Source organism: Streptomyces sp. FH025 (assembly GCF_017427025.1).
Taxonomy (GTDB): Bacteria; Actinomycetota; Actinomycetes; order Streptomycetales; family Streptomycetaceae; genus Kitasatospora.
Window position 1 is genome coordinate 1 of record NZ_JAFLNG010000771.1, and the last position, 3389, is coordinate 3389.

General features: G+C 74.6%; 4 protein-coding genes. 2 read left to right on the top strand and 2 right to left on the bottom strand.

What is annotated here, in order from left to right; translation table 11 throughout:
• On the top strand, positions 1 to 523 hold a 523-nt coding region (locus tag J0670_RS33595; protein ID WP_207816034.1), incomplete at its 5' end, for a DUF4037 domain-containing protein.
• Positions 524 to 640: 117 nt separating this feature from the next.
• Complete coding sequence (locus tag J0670_RS33600) at positions 641 to 1861, top strand: glycosyltransferase (protein WP_207816037.1); 1221 nt, start codon at positions 641 to 643, stop codon at positions 1859 to 1861.
• Between the two features lie 64 nt (positions 1862 to 1925).
• Here J0670_RS33600 and J0670_RS33605 read toward each other — a convergent pair whose 3' ends face one another.
• Positions 1926 to 2831 (bottom strand): hypothetical protein, encoded by a 906-nt coding sequence (locus J0670_RS33605; RefSeq protein ID WP_207816036.1) that lies wholly within the window; start codon positions 2829 to 2831, stop codon positions 1926 to 1928.
• The gene (locus J0670_RS33610) at positions 2828 to 3361 is read right to left on the bottom strand and encodes a SigE family RNA polymerase sigma factor (RefSeq protein WP_207816038.1); all 534 of its coding nucleotides are present in this window, start codon (positions 3359 to 3361) and stop codon (positions 2828 to 2830) included. The genes J0670_RS33605 and J0670_RS33610 overlap by 4 nt, the downstream gene beginning before the upstream one ends.
• Positions 3362 to 3389: the final 28 nt, after the last annotated feature.

Consider the following 3389-nt stretch of genomic DNA (forward strand, 5'->3'; position numbering starts at 1 on the left):
GGTCGAGCGGGTGTGGGCGGACTGCCGCGAGGGCCGGTACGAGGTGGGGGTGCAGGCCGGGCATCCGTTGGGATTCTGGTCGCCCTGCTACCCGGGCGAGGTCGCGCTCGGGCGCGTACTCGCCGATCCCGCAGGGGAGTTGGCCGCGCTCCGGGAGCAGACCGCGAACTATCCCGAGGCGTTGCGCGGTGCGCTGACGGCGGGTGTGTGGGAGGCGGAGTTCCTGGTCGGCGTCGCGGCGAAGGGTGCGGCGCGGGCCGACGTCCTGTACGTCTCGCTCTGCCTGTCCCGGGCGGTCGGGGTGCTGGTGCAGGCGCTGTACGCGTACCACCGCCGCTGGTGCCTGAACGAGAAGGGGGCGCTCGTGGCGGTCGAGCAACTCCCGGACATTCCAGCCGACTTCGGTCCGCGCGTACGCCGTCTGCTGGGGGCTCCGGGGGAGAGCGCGGAGGCGCTGACGGAGGCCGTGGAGCGGGCGCGGAGGCTGGTCGAGGAGGTCGTGGCGGTGGTCAACTCCCGGTGAGGACGCTCCTCGCCACTCTCAACGTATAGCGCACGGGGGGCCTTGCCGCAAGGCCCCGGTCGTGCCGCAGAATCTCCAACTCCAGGGCCGGACCTGGGGGAACGGGATATGCAAGAGATGCGTGTGGTGTTGTCGACGTACGGCTCGCGCGGGGACGTCCAGCCGCTGGCGGGGCTCGCGGTGCGGCTGCGGGAGCTCGGCGCGCAGGCGCGGGTGTGTGCGCCGCCGGACGAGGAGTTCGCGCAGCGGCTGGCCGCCGTGGGGGTGGAGCTCGTCCCGGTCGGGGATCCGGTGCGCCCGCTGGTGAGTGGGCCGCGCCCGGGACCAGAGGGCTTCTCCCGGCGGGTGACGGCGCTGCTCGCGCAGTTCCACGCGGCGGTGCTGGCGGAGGCCGAGCCGGACGGCGTGGTGGTGGCGACCGGGCTGTTCCCGGCGGTGGCCGGCGCGCAGTCGGCGGCCGAGCAGCTGGGCGCCCGCTTCGCGTACGTCGCGCTGCAGCCGACGATGCTGCCCTCCCCGTACCACCGGCCGATCGAGTTCCCGCGCCACCCGTACCCGCCGGAGGTGACCGACCACCGGGAGCTGTGGGAGCTCAACAGCGGGGCCATGAACGCGCTGTTCGGGAAGGAGGTCAACGCCCACCGGGCGTCGATCGGGCTGCCGACGGTGGAGAACATGCGTGACCACGCCTTCACCGACCGCCCCTGGCTGGCGACGGACCCGCTGCTCAGCCCCTGGCAGCCGTTCGCCGAGCGCGAGATCGTGCAGACCGGCGCCTGGCTGCTGCCGGACGAACGCCCGCTGCCCGCCGACCTGTCGGCGTTCCTGGAGGCGGGCGAGCCGCCGGTGTACGTGGGCTTCGGCAGCATGCCGATGCACGGCGCGCCGGATGCCGCCCGGGTCGCGGTCGAGGCGGTCCGGGCGCAGGGGCGGCGGCTGGTGCTCGCCCGGGGCTGGGCGGACCTGGCGGTGGCCGACGGCGGCGACGACTGCTTCGTCGTCGGCGAGGTCAACCAGCAGGCGCTGTTCCCCCGGGTCGCCGCCGTCGTCCACCACGGCGGTGCGGGCACCACGACCGCGGCCACGCTGGCCGGGGTGCCGCAGGTGGTGGTGCCGCAGATCGTGGACCAGCCCTACTGGGCCGAGCGGGTCGCCGAGTTGGGCATCGGCGTCGCGCACGACGGGCCGCACCCGACCGTCGACTCGCTGTCCGCCGCTCTCCGGCGGGCCCTGACCCCCGAGACCGCCGTACGGGCGGCGGCGGTCGCGGGCGAGATCCGTACGGACGGGACGACGGTGGCGGCGCGGCTGCTGCTGGGCGACGCTGCGCTGAACTGAGGCGGGCCTCGGTGGAGTGGGAAGTCGGCCGGGTCGACTTCCCACTCCACCGCGCGGGGTTGGGCTAATCGGTGAGGAACTGGCTGTCGCCGCCCTTGAGTTCGACGCCGTTGCGGTCGTAGAACTTCCAGGACTTCGCCTTCTTGCCCTCGGGGCGGGGCACCACCACCTGACGGGTGGGGGAGTCTCCGACAGCCACGGGCGCCGGCTCGGTGGTCGTGCCGTCCGTCCAGGTCACCACCACCCGGCCGACGTCGGGGCCGAGGGACAGCAGCACGACGTCCAGCGGGGCCACGGTGTCGCCCTTGCCCCGGTGGCCCACCAGGCCGCCGCCGAACCAGGTCGAGTCCCGCGGGTCGAACCTGCCCGGGGACGGGGTGATGCCCTGCGTGTCGTGGCCCAGCCGCACCCCGTCCAGCGTGAAGTAGGTGTTGATGACATCGGACGCGGGATCCCAGTACTGCCGGACGAACTCCGGTGTCGGCTTGGCGATCTCGGAGTCGTAGGGGGCACGCTCCTGCCACACCGCCAGCGCCTGTTCGTACGCCCGCTCCTTCGGCGCCACCGGCCACAGCGCCTCCCAGAGCTCCCACGTCCTGCCGTCGACGACGCCCTGCGCGAGCCGGACCCGGGTCGGGGTGAACGGGTCCCGTACGGCGGGCGTGGCCGCTGCGGAGGCCGGCGGGCCGCCGGTGCCGGAGCCGGTGTTGGAGCCCGTGCCGGAGCCGGCCGGGAGCATGGGTCGGGCGGCACTCGGCCGCGGGTGCAGCTCGGCGAGCGCCCCGCCGGCCAGGACCACCGCCGAGGCCAGCGCCAGCGCGCCGACCAGCGTCCGGCGACGGCGCCGGATCCGCCGACCGCCCGCCAGGATGTCCGCCAGCGGCGCCGGGCCGACCTTCGCCCCCGCCGCCGCCTCGGCCAGGCCGAGGCCGACCCACGGGTCGGTGTCCTCGTGTGTGTCGGTGTTCATGCCGCTCCTCCGATCCGTGCCGTGTCCTTGAGTTCCACCAGCTCCGCGAGCTGCCGCAGTCGGGCGATGCCCTTCGCGGCGTGGCTGCGCACCGCGCCCACCGAGCAGCCCATCGCCACCGCCGTCTGGCTGTCGCTCAGGTCCTCCCAGTGCCGCAGCACCACCGCCTCGCGCTGGCGCGGCGGCAGGGTGGCGAGCGCGGCCAGCAGCGCCACCCGCTGGTCCGAGCGGGCGAAGCCGTCCTCCGGGCCGGCCGCGTCCGGTACCGCGTCGACCAGCAGCTCGGGCGGGCGGCGGCGCCAGCGGCGGGCGTGCTGGTTGACCAGGATCCGGCGCACGTAGGCGTACGGGTCGTCCGCCCGCCGCACCTTCGACCAGGCAGCGCAGGCCTTCTCCGCGGCGGACTGCACCAGGTCCTCCGCCGCGTACTGCTCCCCAGCCAGCAGGTACGCGGTCCGTACCAGGCGTGGCCAGGCTCCGACGATGAACGCCTGGAACTCCTCGTCCCGTGTGTTGTTCGGTTCTCCCATGAGCACCTCCTCACCCACCCAGAGCCCG

Bases quoted from the DNA above. Each gene is read 5' to 3' on its own strand.
- J0670_RS33600 (WP_207816037.1), top strand. From the start codon at position 641: ATGCGTGTGGTGTTGTCGACGTACGGCTCGCGCGGGGACGTCCAGCCG.
- J0670_RS33610 (WP_207816038.1), bottom strand. From the start codon at position 3,361: ATGGGAGAACCGAACAACACACGGGACGAGGAGTTCCAGGCGTTCATC.
- J0670_RS33605 (WP_207816036.1), bottom strand. From the start codon at position 2,831: ATGAACACCGACACACACGAGGACACCGACCCGTGGGTCGGCCTCGGC.